This window comes from Pseudomonas sp. LTJR-52, assembly GCF_003691465.1.
GTDB classification, from domain to species: Bacteria; Pseudomonadota; Gammaproteobacteria; order Pseudomonadales; family Pseudomonadaceae; genus Chryseomonas; species Chryseomonas luteola.
In genome coordinates, this window is record NZ_CP033105.1 from 15,584 (window position 1) to 36,178 (window position 20,595).

At 59.8% G+C, this 20,595-nt stretch carries 14 protein-coding genes; 4 read left to right on the plus strand and 10 right to left on the minus strand.

What is annotated here, in order from left to right; translation table 11 throughout:
* Positions 1–7 precede the first annotated feature (7 nt).
* Together argA and argE are read right to left on the minus strand one after the other, a co-directional pair.
* Positions 8–1,309, minus strand: a complete 1,302-nt coding sequence (gene argA / locus EAW52_RS00095) for an amino-acid N-acetyltransferase (protein ID WP_122040968.1) — start codon at positions 1,307–1,309, stop codon at positions 8–10.
* A gap of 75 nt (positions 1,310–1,384) precedes the next feature.
* Positions 1,385–2,545: an acetylornithine deacetylase gene (gene argE / locus EAW52_RS00100; protein ID WP_074821597.1), complete on the minus strand. Its 1,161-nt coding sequence runs from the start codon at positions 2,543–2,545 to the stop codon at positions 1,385–1,387.
* Positions 2,546–2,788: 243 nt separating this feature from the next.
* Between argE and EAW52_RS00105 the strand changes: the two genes are divergently transcribed.
* The 4 genes from EAW52_RS00105 to EAW52_RS00120 all read left to right on the plus strand — a co-directional run bounded on the left by EAW52_RS00105 (position 2,789) and on the right by EAW52_RS00120 (position 11,468).
* Entirely contained in the window at positions 2,789–4,141 is a 1,353-nt protein-coding gene (locus EAW52_RS00105; protein WP_122040969.1) for an inorganic triphosphatase, read from the plus strand.
* Between the two features lie 276 nt (positions 4,142–4,417).
* On the plus strand, positions 4,418–6,199 hold the full coding sequence (locus EAW52_RS00110) for a GspE/PulE family protein (RefSeq protein ID WP_122040970.1): 1,782 nt from the start codon (positions 4,418–4,420) through the stop codon (positions 6,197–6,199).
* Positions 6,200–6,317: 118 nt separating this feature from the next.
* Positions 6,318–11,030: a PAS domain S-box protein gene (locus EAW52_RS00115; RefSeq protein WP_162997551.1), complete on the plus strand. Its 4,713-nt coding sequence runs from the start codon at positions 6,318–6,320 to the stop codon at positions 11,028–11,030.
* 123 nt (positions 11,031–11,153) lie between these two features.
* Positions 11,154–11,468 (plus strand): DUF2388 domain-containing protein, encoded by a 315-nt coding sequence (locus tag EAW52_RS00120; protein WP_122040972.1) that lies wholly within the window; start codon positions 11,154–11,156, stop codon positions 11,466–11,468.
* A gap of 63 nt (positions 11,469–11,531) precedes the next feature.
* Here the strand turns inward: EAW52_RS00120 and gcvH are convergent, their stop codons facing one another.
* The 8 genes from gcvH to EAW52_RS00160 form a co-directional block, all read right to left on the minus strand.
* A complete protein-coding gene (gene gcvH / locus EAW52_RS00125; protein ID WP_010796715.1) occupies positions 11,532–11,912 on the minus strand; it encodes a glycine cleavage system protein GcvH in 381 nt (126 codons plus the stop codon).
* A 120-nt stretch (positions 11,913–12,032) separates the two neighbouring features.
* Positions 12,033–13,115: a glycine cleavage system aminomethyltransferase GcvT gene (gcvT, locus tag EAW52_RS00130; RefSeq protein WP_122040973.1), complete on the minus strand. Its 1,083-nt coding sequence runs from the start codon at positions 13,113–13,115 to the stop codon at positions 12,033–12,035.
* 122 nt (positions 13,116–13,237) lie between these two features.
* Positions 13,238–14,848, minus strand: coding sequence for an iron ABC transporter permease (locus EAW52_RS00135; RefSeq protein WP_122040974.1), 1,611 nt, complete (start codon positions 14,846–14,848; stop codon positions 13,238–13,240).
* 118 nt (positions 14,849–14,966) lie between these two features.
* Positions 14,967–15,965 carry an extracellular solute-binding protein gene (locus tag EAW52_RS00140; protein ID WP_122040975.1) on the minus strand — a complete coding sequence of 333 codons (999 nt, stop codon included), beginning with the start codon at positions 15,963–15,965 and terminating at the stop codon, positions 14,967–14,969.
* A 94-nt stretch (positions 15,966–16,059) separates the two neighbouring features.
* Positions 16,060–17,283: a 2-octaprenyl-3-methyl-6-methoxy-1,4-benzoquinol hydroxylase gene (locus EAW52_RS00145; protein WP_122040976.1), complete on the minus strand. Its 1,224-nt coding sequence runs from the start codon at positions 17,281–17,283 to the stop codon at positions 16,060–16,062.
* 48 nt (positions 17,284–17,331) lie between these two features.
* Entirely contained in the window at positions 17,332–18,528 is a 1,197-nt protein-coding gene (gene ubiH / locus EAW52_RS00150) for a 2-octaprenyl-6-methoxyphenyl hydroxylase (protein ID WP_122040977.1), read from the minus strand.
* Between the two features lie 11 nt (positions 18,529–18,539).
* The gene (gene pepP / locus EAW52_RS00155) at positions 18,540–19,889 is read right to left on the minus strand and encodes a Xaa-Pro aminopeptidase (RefSeq protein WP_122040978.1); all 1,350 of its coding nucleotides are present in this window, start codon (positions 19,887–19,889) and stop codon (positions 18,540–18,542) included.
* 46 nt (positions 19,890–19,935) lie between these two features.
* A complete protein-coding gene (locus tag EAW52_RS00160; RefSeq protein ID WP_073450029.1) occupies positions 19,936–20,490 on the minus strand; it encodes a UPF0149 family protein in 555 nt (184 codons plus the stop codon).
* Between the last annotated feature and the right edge of the window lie 105 nt (positions 20,491–20,595).

A 20,595-nucleotide genomic window follows, 5' to 3' on the forward strand; every position in this document is an offset into this window, starting at 1 on the left:
GAATCACCTATAGCGCTTTTTCAAAAATCTTTGAGTTGCGCTGATAGTTGTACAGCGATGCACGGGCACTGGGCAGTCGGTCGACGCTGCTGGGCTCAAAGCCTCGCTCGCGAAACCAGTGAGCCGTGCGGGTCGTCAGGACGAACAGGGTTTTGATGCCTTGAGCGCGGGCCCTCTGCTCGATGCGTTCCAGCAACTCGTCCCCCCGCCCACCATGTCGATAGTCGGGATTGACCGCCAGACAGGCCAGCTCTCCTGCGTTTGAGTCAGCGATCGGATACAGCGCGGCACAGGCGATAATGAGCCCTTCCCGCTCGACAATACTGAACTTGTCGATCTCACGCTCCAGCACTTCCCGCGAGCGGCGTACCAAAATCCCCTGTTCTTCCAGCGGACGGATCAGTTCGATCAGACCGCCCACATCGCCAATATCCGCCTCGCGAATGGACTCGAACTGCTCCTGCGCCACCAGCGTGCCGCTACCGCTGCGGGTAAAGAGTTCGTTGAGCAGCGCGCCATCCTCGGCGTAGCTCACGATATGCGTGCGGCGCACCCCACCCCGGCAGGCCTGAGCGGCCGCATCCAGCAGCTCCGCCTGGTAGTTACCACTACCAAGCCGCTCCAGATGCGGCGGTACTTGTTGAGGACGCAACTCGCGGATCAGGTTGCCTTCGGCATCCAGCAGACCTTGCTCGGCGCCATAGAGCACCAGCTTGTCGGCGGCTAGGTCGACAGCGGCACGGGTAGCAACGTCTTCACAGGCAATATTGAAAATCTCCCCGGTGGGCGAATACCCCAGCGGTGACAGCAGCACAATGGTGCGCTCATCCAGAAGACGACTGATGCCCTTGCGGTCGATGCGGCGGACCTCACCGGTATGGTGAAAATCGACACCGTCATGGATACCGTAGGGTCGCGCAGTGACGAGGTTGCCGCTGGCTACCCTCAATCGCGCGCCCTGCATGGGGGAGGCAGCCATGTCCATGGACAGACGGGCCTCGATGGACAGGCGCAGACTGCCTACGGCATCGATCACGCACTCCAGCGTCGCAGCATCGGTGATGCGCAGGTCACGGTGAAAACGTGGAGCAATACCGCGCGCAGCCAGTCGCGTCTCGATCTGTGGGCGCGAGCCATGCACCAGTACCAGGCGCACACCCAGGCTGTGCAGCAGCACGAGGTCATGGATGATATTGCCGAAATTTGGATGCTCCAGCCCGTCGCCAGGCAGCATGACCACAAAGGTCCGGTCACGGTGAGCATTAATGTAGGGAGACGCGTGGCGAAGCCAATTAACGTAATCGTGCATTAAAGAGAAAACCTTGTGCAGCAAAAGTAAAAGGTGAACGGTGAGAGCTCGTTCATCGTCGTCGCAGCAACACGGTCACTCCTTGGCTATTGGTAGCGTTATGCAGTAATGGTGAATCAATTGACGAAGCACCTTTACGGTTGGTTCGATCTGGGAAAGCTCCAGATGTTCGTCTGGCTGATGGGCGCAGGCAATATTCCCAGGCCCCATGACCAACGTCTCGATCCCCAACTGCTGAAGATACGGCGCTTCGGTGCCAAAGGCTACCGCCTGGGCCTCACAGCCGGTGAGTTGTTCGGCGATGCGGACCAGTTCGCTGGTGGCTGACTGCTCGAAGGGTGGAACCGCCGGAAACAAGGGTTGGTAGTCGATCTTGACGGCATGGCGCTCTGCAATCGGTCTCAGCCGCCCCTTGATCAGATTGCGCAGCTCGTCCGCCTGCATGCCCGGCAGGGGACGCAGGTCAAACTCCAACGCACACTGCCCGCAGATCCGGTTGGGATTGTCACCACCGTGGATACAGCCCAGATTCAGGGTCGGCTGCGGCACGTTGAAAAAAGGGTTGTGGTGCTCATGCTGCCACTGCTGCCGCAGTGCCATGAGTTCGCCCATGACGGCATGCATGGCCTCCATGGCGCTTCGCCCAAGGCTCGGGTCAGACGAATGGCCGCTCTGCCCCAGGATATCGATACGCTCCATCATGATGCCTTTGTGCATGCGGATGGGCCTGAGACTGGTCGGCTCGCCGATCACCGCGGCACGCCCCAATGGCCTGCCTGCCTCGGCGATCGCCCGGGCACCGTCCATGGAGCATTCTTCATCACAGGTCGCCAGGATGATCAAGGGATGACGGAACGGCTGGTCGATCAGCGTACGAACCGCCTCGATCACCAAGGCGAAAAAGCCCTTCATGTCGCAGCTACCCAACCCATACCAGCGATCATCTGCCTCGCGTAGTGTTAGCGGGTCGCTGGCCCAGAGCGGCTCATCGTAAGGCACGGTGTCAGTATGCCCGGATAGAACCAGCCCACCCGGTCCGCTGCCATAGGTCGCGATCAGGTTGTATTTGCCGGGCAGAATCTCCTGGGTCTCACAGCGAAAGCCCAGATCCCCCAACCAGCTCGACAACTGCGTAATGACGCCCGCGTTGGACTGGTCCAGCTGTGGTTGCGTGCAACTGACGGACGATTCGGCCAACAGGGCCTTGAATTGCTGTTTGAGCGCGGGGATAGGCATGGGCGTACTCCTTCGGCTAGCTCCCATCTTAGAGTGCTGAATGACTGGGTCAACGCCGCTCCTCGAAAAGATGACGCCAGCGCCATGCGAATCTCCTGTCATGGGCCGCAGGGTTAGATACACTGATACCCAATCAGTCGACTCATAGCCCAGCGAGCCTTGCCGGCCTAGCTATACCGCTGCGCCAAGGCGCCGGTCGAACGCTTCACTTCACAGATCTTTCAGGCACCAGACCTTTTTGCCATGGCCAAAGAAACCGAAATCAAATTACGCGCGACTCCCGAAACCCTCGCTGCCCTGCGTGAGCACCCTGTGCTGAAAAAACGCAACAAGGAAGGCTGGAAGCGCCGCGAGCTGTACAACCAATACTACGACACCGACACCCGTGAGCTGGCCCATGCCCGAGTGGCGCTGCGGGTCCGTCGAGATGGTGACCAATACATTCAAACCCTCAAGAGCCGCGGCCAGAGCATGGCAGGCCTGTCCGAGCGCAACGAGTGGGAGTGGAACCTGAGCGGTCCAGACCTGGACACCAGCCTGCTGGGCCCTGAATGCTGGCCAGCGGCTCTGGCTAATCTGGACAAGCATCAGCTCAAGCCGATCTTCACAACCGATTTCACTCGCGACTATGCCGATATCGCATGGGAACGCGGCAAGAGCCGTGCTGTAGTAGAGGCAGCGCTGGACCAGGGTGCGGTCCTGGCTGGCGAGCATCAGGAAGCCATCTGCGAGTTGGAGCTTGAGCTGCGCGAGGGCGAGCCGGCCGACCTTCTTGAGCTGGCTGAACAGCTGGCGGCTGACCTGCCGCTAATGCCTTGCGACATCAGCAAGGCCGAACGCGGCTATCGCCTGCACGATGCAGCCAGCTACACCCTGCATCTGACGCCCCCTACCTTGACGGCGGAAAGCACCCTGGATGACGCATTCGCGGCCATTGCCTGGCACCTGCTCGGCAGCAGCCAGCGTCTGGCAGAACAATATCGCTGGAATGGCCACTGGCGTCTGCTTGTAGAGTGGGTACATCAACTCGTCGACCTGCGGGCGCTGCTGAGCAGTCTGGGCCAGGCAGTTCCCCGTGCGTCCAGCCGTGAGCTGCGCCAGGCACTGGACGCGCTGCTGGCGGATTGGAAAACGTTTGCAACCATTGGCCAAGAAGATGAAGAAGCACGTCAGCAGGCACCAGAGCGCTTTGCCAACGAGCTGGCAAAGCCACGCTGGGGCCACTTCTCGTTGGTGGCGGCCCGCTGGCTGCATGATCGTCGCTGGACAGAAGCCCGTAATGACCGAGGCAACAAGCTAGGCCAGCTGTCGTTGGGCAAGTGGTTGCCCCGAACCTTGAGCGAAGAGGCTGATGCCATTCCTCTTCAGCGCGGCATGAACCAGCCCGAGCTGGTAGCAGAGCAGTTGCCACGCGTCGAGCGTATGCTGGTCTGGCTACGCCTCGCTCGTCCGGTGCTTGACCTGCCCGAAACGGATCGTCTCTATGGCGAGCTTGCCAAGCTGCCAGCGCTAATCGCCCATGAGCAACACGACGCAGTAGCCAACCAGGCAAGAACGCTTATTTCACTGCCAGCCTGGAAAGCCCTGCCCCGCTAATCAGACAGCATGGCGCACCGGCCCTGATGGCGGTGCGCCATGATTTCACCGCGACGGCGCTGTTCATATAATGATCAGCCATCCTCTGGGCGCCTCTCTAGCGTTCATTGACGTATCGTCGGACGCACCGAACTTCCTATAGGCTAAAGGCTCAGCTGTGTATAAGCGGCCGAGCGCATGCCTGACGATCAAACGAAATTGCTGTCTGCCGTTATCCGTACGGCCAGGCGCTCCGATCGAAGGTTAAAGCAGTACATTACAGACGAGGAGACCTGCATGTCCGCTATCGCATCCCCCGCTCAGGACCGTTGGCTGGAGCTCTCCGACGTCCTGCGTGAACTGGTTACACAAGGTCGGGTCGACCAGCAGGCCGCCGAGCAATGTCTGACCATTCGCCGCGGCGCTAATAATCCCCAGCAGCACCCGCTCGAATTTCTGGCCGCCCAGAACGTAGAAGATTTGAAGCGTCCCGGGAAGAAACTGGACCTGGAAACCCTGACTCAGTGGCTGGCAGAGTTTTCCGGCCAGCCTTACTTCCGGATCGACCCGTTGAAGATTGACGTAGCCTCGATCACGCCACTGATGTCCTATGCCTTTGCCCAGCGCAACAAGATCCTGGCAGTGGCCGTTGCTCCCGATGAGGTGACCATTGCCAGCGCCCAGCCGTTTGTCAGCAGCTGGGAAAGCAACCTCACCCATGTGCTCAAGCGACCCATCAAGCGTGTGGTGGCCAACCCTGTCGACATTCAACGCTACACACAGGAATTCTTCCGCCTGGCCAAATCGGTCAGCGGCGCCTCGGCAGTCGAGCAGCGCGGCATTAATGTCGGCAACTTTGAACAGCTGGTCAACCTGGGCGCCAGCGATCAGGAGCCGGACGCCAACGATGCCCACATCGTTAACATCGTGGATTGGCTATTCCAGTACGCCTTCCAACAGCGCGCCAGTGATATTCACGTAGAGCCGCGCCGTGACCAGGGTACCGTTCGCTTTCGTATCGACGGCGTGCTCCATAGCGTTTACCAGTTTCCAGCGCAGGTAACCCTGGCAGTTATCAGCCGCATCAAGAACCTGGGCCGCATGAATGTGGCCGAGAAGCGCAAGCCACAGGATGGTCGCGTCAAGACGCGCATGCCTGGCGACAAGGAAGTGGAACTGCGTCTTTCCACCATGCCGACCGCCTTTGGCGAAAAGCTGGTGATGCGTATCTTCGACCCTGATGTGTTGCTCAAGAGTTTTGACCAGCTGGGCTTTTCGGCCGATGACCTGCGCCGCTGGTCCGCCATGACCGGCCAGCCCAACGGCATCATCCTGGTAACCGGCCCGACCGGTTCCGGTAAGACCACGACGCTGTACACCACGCTCAAGCAGCTGGCGACGCCGGAAGTCAACGTGTGCACCATCGAGGACCCGATCGAAATGGTCGAGGACTCGTTCAATCAGATGCAGGTGCAGCACAACATTGAAGTAAATTTCGCCAGCGGTGTGCGTGCCCTGATGCGTCAGGACCCCGATATCATCATGATCGGTGAGATCCGCGACCTGGAGACGGCAGAGATGGCCATCCAGGCAGCCCTCACTGGCCACTTGGTGCTCTCCACCCTGCACACCAACGATGCGCCCAGCTCCATCAGCCGCCTGATCGAGCTGGGTGTGCCCTATTACCTGATTCGGGCAACGGTGCTGGGCGTCATGGCGCAGCGTCTGGTGCGGACACTCTGCCCCCACTGCAAGGCGCCGATCGAGCTCAACGAGCAGGACTGGCAGGAGCTTACCCGTCCCTGGAGCGCGCCGCTTCCCACGGGTGCCATGCAGCCCGTAGGCTGTTCCGAATGCCGTGATACGGGCTATCGAGGCCGGGCTGGCGTGTACGAGATCATGGTGCTTTCGGATGCGACCCGACAGTTGATTTCACCGGATACCGATATCACGGCGCTGCGTCGACAGGCCTTCAAAGAGGGCATGCGAAGCCTTCGTCTTTCCGGTGCGCAAAAAATTGCGGCAGGTTTGACTACTATGGAAGAAGTCCTCCGCGTTACACCACAAAGCGAGCGATGAATGATCTATGAACTTCGCCAAAAAAGGGTATCACTGCATAATGAAGTGACGCAGAATGGAAATTCCCTGATGTTGTATATGGGTTTTATGGACGATGATGAATCATGCGGAGCCTGTGTTGAGTAATGCCTCTGTACTGCCAACAGGCTGGAGCGAACGCGAGCGACTCGCAGAGCTTGACCGTTACGATATCCTCGACGCCCCCTCGGAGCCTGCCTTTGACGATATCGTCCAGCTGGCCTCGCAGATCTGCCATGCGCCCATCGCTGTCATCAACCTAATAGCCGAGAATCGGGAATGGTTTCTGGCTGAAAAAGGCTTTGGCGTGCGGGAGATGCCTTTGCATCTCTCCATATGCGCCAAGACCATTGAGCACCCAGGCCCGGTGGTGATTCCTGATCTACGTGGGGATGATCGCTTCGCCAGCAATCCGCTCGTCAAGACCGCAGACGGTCTGCGCTTCTATGCCGGCGTCCCACTGGTGTCATCTGCCGACATACCGCTTGGAACGCTGTGTGTGCTGGATTGGCAGCCTCGCGTTCTGACTGCAGCCCAAACGCAATCCCTTGAGGCACTTGGCCGGCAGGTCATGCAGCTCCTGGATCTGCGCCTGGTGAAGGCTGCGTACGAACGCAGCGAGTCGATGAACCGTCAGCTGATGCATAACCAGCCGGGTCAGGCACTGCTGATTCTGGATAACCAGGGGCGCATACTGGCCTGCAACCCTGGCGCCGAATCGGCCCTGGGTTGGGATGAGCATGAGTTGAGCGGACAGTCGCTGAAACTGCTCTTCACGGCCGAAGACCAAGCCCGCCAGCTTCCCCAGACCTTGCTGACCTATGCTCGTCAGCAAGGGCATCATCAGGGCGAAGGGCTTTACCTGCGCAAGGACAAGCACATCCTGCAGGCCAGCTACAGTCTCCACGCCTTGCAGACCGAGCGGGACGAGACCAACGGATTCCTTCTGACCCTGCAAGACCTTACAGCTGAACGCCTGCAACAGCGGACAGCGGAGCAAAACGAAGCCCGCTACCGGGCTTTAATGGATGTCAGCCCACAGATCGTCTGGTTTGGTGACCGCCACGGTTTCATGGAATACACCAACCGCTATTGGTACACCTATACCGGCCTTGACCCGGACGACATGAATCCAGACAGCTGGATGCGAGCGGTCCATCCGGATCATATCCAGCGCGTCAAAAGCACCTGGCGTGACACCATCCTTCGCCGTACAGCCGCCAAGATCGAGGCGCCCTTCCGTGCCGCAGACGGCCAATACCGCTGGTTTGAAGCGCGCGTCACCCCGGCGTTCAACGCAGCCGGCGAAATCGAGCGCTGGGTGGGCGTGGCGCTGGACATTGATGACCGCAAGCGGGCAGAAGCGGCCCGCCTTGAAAGCGAAGCCTTCACACGCCTCTTGATCGACTCGATCAGCGAAGGGTTCTACTCTGTAGATCAGCAGGGCAGGACCACCCTGTGCAATGAGGCGTTCTTGCGCATGTTGGGCTTTGCTGACCGCAGCCAGGTTCTCGGGCGAGCCCTGCACGGCATCATCCACCACAGCCGTGCAGACGGGACGCCGCTCCCAGAAACCGAATGCCCGATTTTCCAAACAGCCAACACCGGCACGCCCCACCATATCGAGCAGGATTGGTTTTTCCGCCAGGACGGTAGCCGCTTCCCCGTCGAATACCGCTCCGAGCCCATCTGGCGTGACGGCGAGCTACAGGGCGCCATCTGCACGTTCATGGATATCAGCGAGCGGATTCGTACCCACGACCGCCAGCGCTTCCTGCTTGAACTGGGGGACCGCCTGCACGGCACCCTGACGCCTACCGACGTGGCCGACGCCCTGGGCCAAAGTCTTGGCAACGTACTGGGCGTACAGCGTATCGGCTATGCGCTGCTCGACCGCTTTGGCGCGCTCAATGCCGAGAGCAGCTGGAACGATAATAGTGTTACTCCAGAAATCGGCAGCTTTTCGCTCAGTGACTTCAGTGCGGATTTGAATGCCGACCTGATTAGCGGTGCGATTATCGTGATAGACGATACGGCTACCGATCCACGTACTCATGCCCAGCGGGAAAATCTCGAACAATGGGCCATTCGCGCCATGATGCTGGTTCCCCAGCATGACAAGGGCCAGCTCAAGGGCGTGCTGTATGTCCATGCCAGCACCCCGCACAGCTGGTCGGCCGAAGATATTGCGCTGGTTCGCGAAGTGGCTGAACGCATCCGTGTAGTTGTCGAGCGTACCCGTGCTGCAGAAGACCTGCGGCTGGCTGAACAACGGATCAGCCTTGCCGTCGATGTCGCGGCGCTGGGTGTCTGGGATTACGATATCGACCGCGATGTGATCACCTGGGACAACCGAATCACCGAGATGACTGGTATTCCAGCCAGCGCCTCCCGCAGCGTGACCGATCTGCTCATCAACATTCTGCACCCGGAGGACAGCGAGAGCGTCCAGGCTATGTTCAGGACGGCTACCGCTGGCGATAGCGATAGCGAAGCACAATTGGAATTTCGCGTACGCGCCCATAGCAGCACCGAACCGGTCTGGCTAAGCGTGAGAGGCCGCCGTGTGACCGACCCGGATGGCACCCGCCGTATCATTGGCATTGCGCGAGACATCAGCAAGGAGCGCCGGAATGCCGATGCGCTCAACGCCATCAATCGCGAGCTCACTCGCCAGATTCAGGAGCGCACCGCTGCCGCCGAGCGACAAACGGCGCTGATAGAGCTGGGTGATGCCCTGCGTGAGGCAAGCGACACCGACGATATCGGCGGTATTGTCTCCCACACCCTCGCGCACATCCTGAATGTTTCACGGGTTGGTTATGCCCAAGTCGAGCCTGATGGCGAAACAGCCGTTGTTACCCATGACTGGAGCCATAGTACAACTAGCCTGACCGGTACGTTCCATATTAGTGACTACGGCACCTACCTTGACGAACTGCAGCGGGGCGAGGCTGTTGTGGTTCAGGATGTCGAGCAGGATCCGCGCACCCGGGACTATCAAGCCTTGTATGAGCCCAACGATGTTAGGGCCTTTGTCAGCGTCCCTCTGATCGAGCATGGCCGCTTTGCAGCCTATCTGTTCATCTGCGATAACCAGGTACGCTCCTGGTCCAATGAGGAAGTCAGCTTTTTGCGCGATATCACCGATCGCGTCTGGGCGGCTATCGAGCGGGCCCACTCTGAACAGGCGCTCCGGCAGAGCGAGGCGCGCTTCCGGCTGATGGCGGACAACGCACCGGCCCTGATCTGGGCCGTGGATGCCGAAGGTAACACCCTCTTCGTCAACAGCCGCTACGAACGCGAATATGGCCTTTCTTATGAAAGTGCCCGGGACGGTGGATGGACACGCATGATTTTCGAGGAAGACCGCGAACACTGCGTTGCCGAGTACCAGCAGGCCTTCGAAGCGCGTCAATTCTACCGCAGTGAAATACGGGTGCGAGACATCCAAGGTGAGGTTCGCTGGCTGCGCTGCGAGGCTGTCCCCCGCTTCGACGACAAAGGCGGGTTTCTGGGTTACATCGGCTGTAATGTCGACATTACCGAGGCACGTCTAGCAACCGATGCCCTGGAAGCCAAGATTGCCGAGCGTACGCAAGAGCTGGGCGAAAGCCATACACGACTCATTACGGAAATTTATGAGCGTGAACGTGCGGAAGAGGCCTTGCGCCAGTCTCAGAAGATGGAAGCCATCGGCCAGCTTACCGGTGGGATCGCGCACGATTTCAATAATATGCTGACCGGAATCGTCGGAGCGCTCGATCTTATCCGCATGCGTGTCATCAGCGGTCGTACCGATGATCTGGATCGCTACATCAATGCCGCCACAGCTTCAGCCGACCGAGCCTCAGCGTTGACCCATCGGTTGCTGGCATTTGCCCGTCGTCAAACCCTGGATACGAAACCGGTCAATCTGAACGAGCTTATCGATTCCCTGCGTGATCTGTTCGTACGCACCGTAGGCGAACAGATCAAAATCCGAACACACCTGGACACTGAGCTGTGGATGGCATTCAGCGATGCCCACCAGCTTGAAAATGCCTTGCTCAATCTGGTCATCAACGCGCGCGATGCTATGCCGGATGGCGGTGACCTGAGCATCGAGACCTCAAATGCTACCCTGGACGCCGAAACGGCACGACGTGAAACCATCGAACCGGGCGATTACATTCGTATCCAGGTCAAAGATACCGGCCAAGGCATGACACCCGAAGTCATGACCAAGGCATTCGAGCCGTTCTTTACCACCAAGCCCTCTGGACAAGGTACTGGGCTTGGTCTGGCGATGATCTACGGTTTTATCAAGCAATCCGGCGGAAACGTACGGATCGATAGTGAAGTGGGACGAGGAACAGCCATCACCTTGTTGTTGCCGCGCCACCTCGACCCTGTAATGGAAACTCTCGTGACCGAAACACCCCATGGAATGCCCCGCGCCCAGGAGGGCCAGACGGTACTGGTGGTCGAGGACGAGGCTGCGGTACGCATGATCGTACTCGAAGTGCTGTCCGAGCTTGGCTATACCGCCTTCGAGGCCGGCGATGCCGAACAGGCCATTCCTCTCCTCCAGAGCGACCAGCGAATCGATCTCCTGGTAAGTGATGTGGGGCTGCCCGGCATGAATGGCCGCCAGCTGGCAGAGGTGGCGCGCAAGCACCGACCGAATCTGAAAGTCCTGTTCATTACCGGTTATGCCAAGAATGCCGAGATCCGTAGCCAATTCCTGGGGAAGGATATGGACATGCTGACCAAGCCCTTCGATATCGATGCGTTAGCCAGCAAGATCCACGAAATGATTCAAGCGCCCTAAAGCTAGAACCAAGTACCCGCTCGAAAGCCAAGCGGCTCACGTCCTTTGAAGGCACTTTGCCTTCAAAGGAACTCGTTTGGCCCGCGCCTTATCTAAAGGGAACCTTTAGAAGGAGATGTTGCTATGCGCCTCAAGAAGTTTGCATTGGTTCCCCTTGTACTGCTGCCGTTTGCTGCCGGATCTGCCATGGCCGATGCCAAATTCTGGCGTCATGTCGCCACCTCGGGAGCGACAACCGGCTCGACCTACCTAAGCAGCCGTGACGACCACAAGATGGTCATTGCAACCCAGGACGACGCCAGCGCCTTCCTCGCGAGCAATGGTGAAATTCGCGGTCCTTACCTGGAAGCCGCCCTGCGCGAAATGCGCAACGCAACGCCAGGAAGCTCCGTCAGCGATATCGACCTGGCGACCAAGATCCTGACGGCACAGCAGTAAAACCATGCGGCCATGAAAAAGCCCCGCCGGAATCGCCCGGCGGGGCTTTTTCTTTCAACGGAATCAGTCGTTAGCGGCGCTATAGGCGTCGGCATCCATCAGCTTGTCCAGCTCAGCCGTATCGCTGGGCTTGAGCTTGAAGAACCACGCCGTGTAGGCGTCGGCATTGACTTGCTCAGGCGCATCAGCCAGCGCCTCGTTTACAGCGATGACCTCACCGGAAACCGGTGCATAGATATCCGATGCTGCCTTTACCGATTCCACAACGCCTGCTTCCTGACCAGCCGCCAATGTTTTGCCAACTTCAGGCAGCTCGATGAACACAACATCACCCAACGCCTCCTGGGCATGGTCGGTAATGCCGACCGTGATAGTGCCATCGCTTTCCTGGCGGGCCCACTCGTGGCTGGATGCATAGCGAAGTTCAGCGGGAATCGTGCTCATGTTCGGCTCCTTGTAAGGCAATCGGCTAATCGTTATAGCCCAAGCGTAGCGTGTCGAATGGTCTGCTCGCCACGCCTGACGTGAAAAAAGCGCAAAATAGCCGATTACCTGTCAACGTGCTCAAATAAGTGTCTTGCCAAAACGTACAAAACACGGCTTGACCACACGCACCGGCAGCCATTTCCCACGAATCTCGACCTCAGCCCGGTCTCCTGTCTCTACCGGTACTCGGGCCAGCGCAATGGACTTGCCCAGGGTAGGCGCATAGCTGCCGCTGGTGATCTCGCCTTCGCCAAAACCGGCGATACGTACCACCTGATGCGCGCGCAACACACCTCGCTCCTCCAGCACAAGGCCGACCAGCCGTGAGCGGGGTCCGGCATCACGCTCTTCCTCAAGGGCCTTGCGGCCAATGAAATCACGTCCTTCCGGTGCCCAGGCAATGGTCCAGTCCAGATTGGAGGCCAGAGGAGAGACATGCTCATCCATCTCATGACCATACAAGTTCAAACCGGCTTCCAGGCGTAACGTATCGCGCGCCCCCAACCCCACCGGCCCGATTCCGGCCCCTACTAGCTCATTCATAAAACTGACGACTTCATCCGCAGGCAGGATGATCTCCAGTCCATCCTCGCCGGTATAGCCGGTCCGGGCAATGAACCATTCTCCCTCCGGCATGGCCTGGAACGGCTTGAGTGAGCGAATCAGCTCGGCGCGCTCCGGCGAGACTACATCCGCAACCTTCTCGCGGGCCTCTGGACCCTGAATGGCCAGGATAGCCAGCTCCGGGCGGGGCGTGAGGGTAACGGCGTATCCCTCGGACTGCACGTCCAGCCAAATGAGCACCTTTTCGCGGGTCGAAGCATTGGTAACCAGTCGATAGCCCTGTTCGAGGCGATACAGGATCAGATCGTCCACCACGCCGCCATGGGCGTTGAGCATGATGGAGTACAGCGCCTTGCCCGGCGCGGAAAGACGCGCCACGTCACCGACCAGCAGGCGGGAGAGATAGCTTTCAGCCTGCGCACCGTCGATATCGACAATGGTCATATGGGAGACATCGAACACACCACAGTCACGCCGCACCTGATGATGCTCTTCGACTTGCGATCCATAGTGCAGCGGCATATCCCAGCCACCGAAATCCACAAGCTTGGCGCCCAGGGCTACATGCAAGTCGTAAAGCGGGGTGCGCTGTCCCATGGGGATCTCCTTATTGTCCGGCTGGCTGCAGCGGCCGGCATTGTAGTCGTTCGAGATGACAAGCGGGCGTTTGAATTTCTCCCGTCTGTCTTGATGGCAGACACAGACCTCGGCAGACGCGATCAGTGCCGTGCCGAACGACGAATCAGTCCAATGACCGGCAACAACCCTACCAGGACCAGCGTCAGAGCCGGCAGCGCCGCACGCGCCCATTCGCCTTCACTGGTCATCTCGAAGATCCGTACAGCCAGTGTGTCCCAGCCGAACGGGCGCATCAGCAGCGTGGCGGGCATCTCCTTGAGTACATCCACGAAGACCAACAAGGCAGCCGACAGCGCTCCTGGCGTCAGCAGTGGAAGATACACACGAATGAACAGCCCCAATCCGCCGATACCCAGACTCCGGGAAGCCTCCGGCAGGGACCGGCGGATACGCGCCAGAGCGGACTCCAGCGGCCCGTAAGCGACTGCCAGAAAGCGGATCAGATAAGCCAGCAGCAGCGCACCCAGACTTCCCAGCAGAAGCGGCTTGCCCGCACCGCCCAGCCACTGGGACATCGGCACGATCAGCTCACGGTCCAGCAGACTGAAGGCTAGCATGATAGCCACCGCCAGTACCGAGCCCGGCAGTGCATAGCCCAGGTTGGCGAGCCCGATAGCGGAGCGAACCGTACGGCGCGGCGCCTGACGACGAGCAAACACCAGCAGCAACCCTACGCTTACGGCCAGCAGCGCGGCAATCAGCCCCAGCCCCAGGCTATGCAGGATCAAACCGACATAGCGCTCATCCAGATCGAAACGGCCACGCTGCCAGAACCAGACGACCAGCTGCACGACCGGAACGGCAAAGGCGCAGGCAAAAACAAGGCTGCACCAGCCCGTGGCAAGGATTGCCTTCCAGCCTGTCAGCCGATACAGCGCGCCGCTACGAGCCCGCTCATTGGCGGGCCGGGCTACGCCACGCAGCCTGCGCTCTCCCAGCAGCACCACACCGACCCCAAGCAGGAGCAGACTGGCCAGCTGGGCCGCGCTGGAGAGGCTGAAAAAGCCATACCACGTCTTGTAGATTGCCGTGGTGAACGTGTCGAAATTGAATACCGAAACGGCACCAAAATCGGCCAGCGTCTCCATGATGGCCAATGCCAGGCCAGCACCGATGGCCGGCCAGGCCATCGGTAAGGCTATCCGCCAGAAGGCCTGCCAGGGCGAAAGCCCCAGTGTGCGGGCTGCCTCTGTAAGCCCTCTGCCCTGCGCCAGAAAGGCGCTGCGGGCCAAAAGATATACGTAGGGATAGAACACCAGCACCAGGACGACGATGACACCGCCCGTCGATCGCACTGGTGGAAACCGCAGACGCATGTGAAACAGCTCGCGCAGAAAGCTCTGTACGGGACCAGAAAAATCCAGCAGCCCCACGAACACGAACGCCAATACATAGGCCGGGATCGCAAAGGGCAACATTAGGGCCCAATCCAGCCAACGTCGGCCTGGAAACTCGCAAAGGCTGGTCAGCCAAGCCAGGCTTACCCCCAACAGTGTGACGCCCACCCCAACGCCAATCAAAAGCATCACGGTATTGCTTAGCAGGCGGGGCAGCTGCGTACTCCACAGGTGCGACCAGATCTCGGTATCGATGTGCTGCCAGCTAAGCAGGAGCACGCACAGTGGCATGAGCACCAGACCTGCTGCCATGAAAGCAATGACATACCAGCGGCGAGCAGCGAAATGAGACACGGGGTATACCTGAAAGCAGTCCAAGGGCGTGCGGTCTAGGCATCGCCTCAGGACGGTATGGCAGTAGATTCGTAACTGACAGGGCTGGGCGCACCGCGTGATAGCGGTGCGCTGGATATCAATTCCAGCCGACGCGGTCCATCATCTTGATGGCTTCTGCCTGACGCCGCCCTGCGACCTCGACAGGAATCGTATCGGCCTTGAACTGGCCCCAGCTGGCAACCTCTGCCGAAGCCGGTACGCTCGGGTTGGCCGGGTACTCCTGGTTGATACCAGCAAACAGCGCCTGGGCATCAGGGCCGGTCATCCATTCGACCAGAGCCTTGGCGGCTTCTGGATGAGGCGCATGCTGCGTCAGGCCAACACCCGACAGATTCACGTGCACGCCACGGTCGTCCTGGTTGGGCCAGAACAGCTTCACGCCCAAATCAGGGTTCTGCTTGTGCATCCGGCCGTAGTAATAGGTGTTCACGATACCCACATCGCACTGCCCTGCATCGATAGCCTGCAACACGGCGTTATCGTCCGGGAAAACGCTGGTAGACAGGTTGCGTACCCAGCCCGCCAGGATTTCTTCAGTCTTGGCGGCACCATGGGCTTCGATCAGGGTAGCCGTCAGCGATTGGTTGTACACCTTCTTGGCGGTACGCAGACACAGGCGGCCCTCCCATTCCGGGCCAGCCAAGGCTTCATAGGTACTCAGCTCGTCCTCGGAAACGCGGTCCGGTGCATATGCAATGGTGCGCGCCCGGAGCGTGAGCCCCGTCCAGCGCCCCGTCGAGGAGCGGTACTGTGATGGAATGTTCTGGTCAATGCTGGCCGACTGCATCGGTTGCAGGATACCCATCTGCTCGGCCTGCCAGAGGTTGCCGGCATCGACGGTGATCAGCATATCGGCTGGCGTGTTGGCGCCCTCTGCCTTGATCCTGGCCATCAGGGGCGCTTCCTTGTCGGTGATGAACTTGACGCTTACGCCGGTCTGCTGGGTATAGGCATCAAACACAGGCTTTATCAGCTCATCGATTCGCGATGAGTAGACCACCACCTCATCAGCCGCCTGGGTGACCCCAGCCGTTAGCCACACTGCGCACGCAGCAACCACTTTGCGAAACGGCATGTAAAGCACCTCCGTGAAAGACAGGTGCAAATGATAAAGACTCTCGCTTATCGAGCCGTCTCAACAAATGTGTCGAGTTGTGTCATTACCCTCATCAGACACGGGCCAGTGTCGGCAGATCGCCGGTCTGGCCCAATGCCTGACGGACAAAGACAGCCTTCGCCTCAAAGTGATCGTTGACCAGCTTGAGGCCGGTGTTACGTAGCCAGCGCACGGCCAGACTGTCGTTCTGGAACAGGCGCTGAAAGCCTTCCATCGCGCCCATCATGGCAAGGTTATGCGGCATGCGACGGCGCTCATAGCGGCTCAGCACGCGCACATCGGCCAAATGTTCGCCCCGCTTGTGCGCGTGCAGCAGGACCTCAGCCAGCACAGCGGCGTCCAGAAAGCCCAGGTTCACCCCCTGCCCGGCCAACGGATGAATGACGTGGGCGGCATCGCCAATCAGAGCCAGCCCCGGCTCGACATAACGCTTGGCATGGCGCTGGCGCAGCGGAATACAGACGCGCGGATCGGACTGCTCGATCGCGCCCAGTCGGTTTTCAAATGCACGACCCAATGCGGCGCAGAATGCATTGTCGTCCATCGCCATCAACCGCTCGCTTTCCTTGGGCGTGCAGGACCAGACGATCGAGCACCAATGTAAGTCCCCCTCGCGATCCAGAGGCAGGAACGCCAGCGGGCCATCGTCCGTAAAGCGTTGCCAGGCGGTTTTCTGGTGGGGATGCACGCAGCGGACACTGGTCACGATAGCGTTATGCAGATAATCCCACTCCCGCGTCTCGACACCGGCCAGACGCCGTACTGCCGAGTGGGCACCATCCGCCGCAATGACCAGCGAGGTACGGACGGCCTGCCCGCCAGCCAGCTGAATCAGCCAATCGTCACCAGAATGACGCAACAGCTCCATGCGGGCGTCAGGCATCAGCTGGACACTGGAGGCCTGCAGACGCTCCATCAGCGCATCCTGAATGACACGGTTTTCAATGATGTGTCCCAGCACATCGGCATGAACGCTACTGGCGGTAAAATCAATGGCACCGGTGCCTGAGCCGTCCCAGACATGCATGCGTCGATAGGGACTGGTACGGCGAGAGGCAATACCCTCCCAGGCCCCGAGGTTCTGCAGGATACGCCGGCTGGCTTCGGATAAGGCACTGACACGCGCCTCAAAGGGCTGGGCGGAGTCGAAGGGCTTTACCGTCATCGGACCGCGGTCCAGGAGGAGCACCTTCAGGCCGCTGCCCTCCAATGCCAGCGCCAGGGCGCTACCCACCATGCCGGCACCGACAATCGCGATGTCTACTTGGGTTTCCACGGTCAAAGCTCCTTTGCAGCGGTTATGGACCTAACAGGACAGGAATGATCAAAACAGGGCATGGGCCGGGCGTGTCCCGAGTCCCATTGCCTGACGGGCAAACGTCCCCTTTGCAGAGGGCCATAGCTCCAGGCCGATCAGCCCGGCATTACGCCCCGCCGCCAGCCACGGATTGCCATTGGAAAACAGCCTCGTTACCTGGTCGGAGAAACCGATGGTCAACTGCTGATCAAGACGCTGACCCTCCAGGTACTGTTGCAAGGTTGCAAAGTCACCGGGCTTGGCTTCGCTGTTTTCCAGTGCTTCAGCCAACGCGGACACATCCCGTAGCGACAGGTTGAAACCCTGTCCGGCGATCGGATGCAGACTATGGGCGGCATTGCCCAGAACCACAAGGTGCGGCCTTACCTGCTCCTGCGACTTGATCAGGGTCAGCGGATAACTGTGGCGTACGCCTACCTGCCGGAATGTGCCCAGTCGATAGCCGAAAGCCTGTTGCAGCTCAGCCAGAAACGATCGCTCATCAATCGCGGCCAGCCGTTCTGCATCAGCCTGCGGGCGGGTCCAGATCAGGGCGCAGCGGTTTTCAGGCAGCGGCAGCAGGGCCAGCGGCCCGGTATCGGTAAAGCGCTCGAAGGCCCAGCCCTGATGCGGATCACCCGGGGTGATGTTGGCAATCAGGGCCGTCTGGTCATAGGTCGTCTGTTCCACATGAATGCCCAGCTGCTCGCGCAGCGCCGAGCGGCCGCCATCGGCCAGAACCGCCAGATCGCAGGTCAGCTCACTGTCATCATCCAGGGTCAGTGTATAGCCATCGGGCCCTGCAACCAGACGACGAACCTCGGCAGGACAACGCCATTCAATGATGTCACGGTCCAGGGCGTGCCACAGGCAATGCCCCAGCCAGGCATTCTCGATGACGTAGCCCAGCGCATCGACGCGCTGCTCGACAGCATCCAGGCGAGCTGCACCAAAGCGTCCACGATCCGAGACATGGATGTGTTTGATCGCCTCGGCGCGCTCGGCCAGGGCCTTCCATACGCCCAGCCGTTCGTAAATCAGACGCGAGCCATAGGACAGCGCCGAGGAGCGGGCATCATAGCTGGGCTGAAAGGCATCACCCGGCGCGAAGGGCTCGACCATCACGATCTTCCAGCCACGCACCCTTGCCAGCTCCTGAAGCGACAGGGCCAGGCTGGCGCCTACCAATCCGCCACCAATGATTGCCACCGTGCAGCGCTGCATGTCTTCTCTCCTTACACGGCCGCGTCGGACGCCGAAGCGCCACGGGCATCAGCCATCAATCGTTCAATCTCATCGACCGCCTTGGGTACATGGCGGCTCAAAATTTCGCAGCCGTGGCGGTTGACCACGACATCATCCTCGATACGGACGCCAATGCCCCGCCATTTCTTCGCTACGCGTAGATTGTCTGACGCCACGTAAATGCCCGGCTCAACCGTCATGGTCATGCCCGGCTCCAGCATCCGCCACTGATCACCGATGCGGTAGTCGCCAACGTCGTGTACATCCAGCCCCAGCCAGTGTCCGGCCCGATGCATGTAAAAATCACGATACGCGCCCTCTTCGATCAGGGTATTGATCTCACCCTGTAACAGGCCAAGATCGACCAGCCCTTCCGTAATGATGCGGACCGTGACCTCATGGGCCTCGTCCCAATGGCGCCCGGGCGCGATGCAGGCAAAAGCCGCCTCGTTGGCTGCCAGCACGATCTCGTAGATAGCCTTCTGTTCAGGCGAAAACCGACCATTGACCGGAAAGGTACGGGTAATGTCACTGGCGTAGCAGTCGATCTCGCAGCCGGCGTCGATCAACACCAGATCGCCGTCCTTGAGCAGCGCATCGTTCTGCTGGTAGTGCATGATACAGGCGTTGCGACCGGAAGCGACGATGGAACCGTAGGCTGGCATCCGCGCCCCGCCCTTGCGAAACGCATAATCAAGCTCCGCCTCCAGATGATACTCCCTGAGCCCCGGCCGACAGGCCTGCATGGCCCGAATATGAGCATCACCTGACACACTTGCCGCCTCACGCATAACCTTGATCTCAGCCGCGGTCTTGAAGAGACGGGCTTCATGCAGGAGAGGATCAAGTGCAATCAGCTCCTTGGGTGGCTGTGCCCCCTGGTTGGCCTTGGCGCGGATCAGGTTGATCCAGTCCAGTAACTGGCGATCGAAATCCGGGTTTGAGCCCATGGCGTAATAGACCCGCTCCCGCCCTTCGATTAGCCCTGGCAGGATGTCGTGGATGTCGCTGATGGGAAAGGCATCGTCAGCCCCGTATTGACGAATCGCGCCTTCCTGACCGGCGCGCGGGCCCGTCCACATCTCCTGGACAGGATCCTTCTCCCGGCAGAACAGCACGTACTCACCGTGTTCCCGCCCCGGAATCAACGCCATGACGGCATCCGGCTCGGGAAAGCCGGTCAGGTATTGAAAGTCGCTGTCCTGACGGTAGGCATATTCAATATCGCGGTTACGCACACGCACAGGCGCGGCGGGCAATATCGCAATACTGCCCGCCGCCATCTCGGCCATGAGCGCTCGACGCCGACGGGCGAACTCGGCCTTCGGAATGCGGATCATGCGAACTCCTTAACGGAAAGCTCGCCCTCGCCCGCCGGGTCAATCCTCAATGGATTGAAGGCTTAGGTGCAGGCGAAGGATTCTTGCCGTACTCGCTATAAAGAATGACAGGCGCCACACGAAGATACTCGGTGACCTCCATGTAATCGTTTTCGCCCTCCTCGGACTCCTCGAGCGTGTCCTGCACCTGCGCGATGGCGGCAAGATCCTGCAAAACTTCTTTGGCTTCGTTGGACAGCTCCGCCGTACGACTGGCCAGCCCAAAGCCGGACAGGAAGCCCTGGCACCATTGCGCCATAGCGGCCAGGCGCTCCTTGAGCGGCGCCTCGTCGGTTGGCAGGAGCAGCACGATGGCCACTTCGTTGGTGGCGAATTCCTGCTGTACCATGCCCAGAAGCCCTATCAATGCTGACTTCAGGCGGTCACTCGGCGCCCCGCCCAGGAGGTCGGTAGCGGCGACGAGCCAGTCGGATTCGTCAAACCCGGCGCCGGCGCAGATACGGCCCATCAGATGGCCATGAAGCTCGGCCGGGGAGACAGGAAGAGCCGCTTCGCTCAATAATTGTGTGAACGCGGCGTATGCAGATGATGTACTCGTCATGGATGGCTATGGTCGTTAGTCGACGTGATGGCTAGAATGAACCTTGTATCCTACGCGTTGACCTTGTTACCGGCCAACCTTGTATAGCTCGGAGCAGCAGCCATC

Excerpts from the sequence above, each read along its gene's own strand:
- EAW52_RS00120 (WP_122040972.1), top strand. The coding sequence starts at position 11,154 with ATGCGCCTCAAGAAGTTTGCATTGGTTCCCCTTGTACTGCTGCCGTTT.
- gcvT (WP_122040973.1), bottom strand. The coding sequence starts at position 13,115 with ATGGGACAGCGCACCCCGCTTTACGACTTGCATGTAGCCCTGGGCGCC.
- ubiH (WP_122040977.1), bottom strand. The coding sequence starts at position 18,528 with ATGCAGCGCTGCACGGTGGCAATCATTGGTGGCGGATTGGTAGGCGCC.
- argE (WP_074821597.1), bottom strand. The coding sequence starts at position 2,545 with ATGCCTATCCCCGCGCTCAAACAGCAATTCAAGGCCCTGTTGGCCGAA.
- pepP (WP_122040978.1), bottom strand. The coding sequence starts at position 19,889 with ATGATCCGCATTCCGAAGGCCGAGTTCGCCCGTCGGCGTCGAGCGCTC.
- EAW52_RS00105 (WP_122040969.1), top strand. The coding sequence starts at position 2,789 with ATGGCCAAAGAAACCGAAATCAAATTACGCGCGACTCCCGAAACCCTC.
- gcvH (WP_010796715.1), bottom strand. The coding sequence starts at position 11,912 with ATGAGCACGATTCCCGCTGAACTTCGCTATGCATCCAGCCACGAGTGG.
- EAW52_RS00110 (WP_122040970.1), top strand. The coding sequence starts at position 4,418 with ATGTCCGCTATCGCATCCCCCGCTCAGGACCGTTGGCTGGAGCTCTCC.
- argA (WP_122040968.1), bottom strand. The coding sequence starts at position 1,309 with ATGCACGATTACGTTAATTGGCTTCGCCACGCGTCTCCCTACATTAAT.
- EAW52_RS00160 (WP_073450029.1), bottom strand. The coding sequence starts at position 20,490 with ATGACGAGTACATCATCTGCATACGCCGCGTTCACACAATTATTGAGC.
- EAW52_RS00140 (WP_122040975.1), bottom strand. The coding sequence starts at position 15,965 with ATGCCGTTTCGCAAAGTGGTTGCTGCGTGCGCAGTGTGGCTAACGGCT.